We start from the raw sequence: 370 nt of genomic DNA, 5'->3' as shown, positions 1-370 counted from the left end.
TGCGCACCTTCCTCGACTCGCTGGAACTCGCCAAGGAGAAACTGATCCCGCATTGAGTCGCGCTTCTCGATTCAACAGCCCGACTATCTGTCAGATCGAGTCCCAGCTAATACATTTCATCTGCCGTGACGCGGTCGACATGCGCAAGTCCATCGACGGCCTGTCGTATCTGGTGGAGCCGTTGCTGGCCAAGAATCCCCTGTTGGGCCACCTGTTTGTCTTCGTCGGCCGCGATCGATCGAAGGTCAAGATTCTGTATTGGGACCGCACCGGCTTCGCGTTGTGGTACAAGCGGCTTTCGCGCGGCCGGTTTCCTTCGCCGGCGACGCTAGCCCAGCGTGGCTTCACGCAGCCCAGCGTGGCTTCACGC

General features: G+C 60.0%; 1 protein-coding gene. It reads left to right on the top strand.

Features of this window, described 5'->3' with window-relative positions:
- Positions 1–139 precede the first annotated feature (139 nt).
- The coding region (gene tnpB, locus AC1DKD_RS42485; protein ID WP_477144900.1) for an IS66 family insertion sequence element accessory protein TnpB at positions 140–370 on the top strand (231 nt) is incomplete at its 3' end.

The organism is Cupriavidus sp. 05T313, from assembly GCF_056396665.1.
Note: the sequence above shows the minus strand (reverse complement) of the source record. Positions and strands in the feature narration are given on the sequence as shown.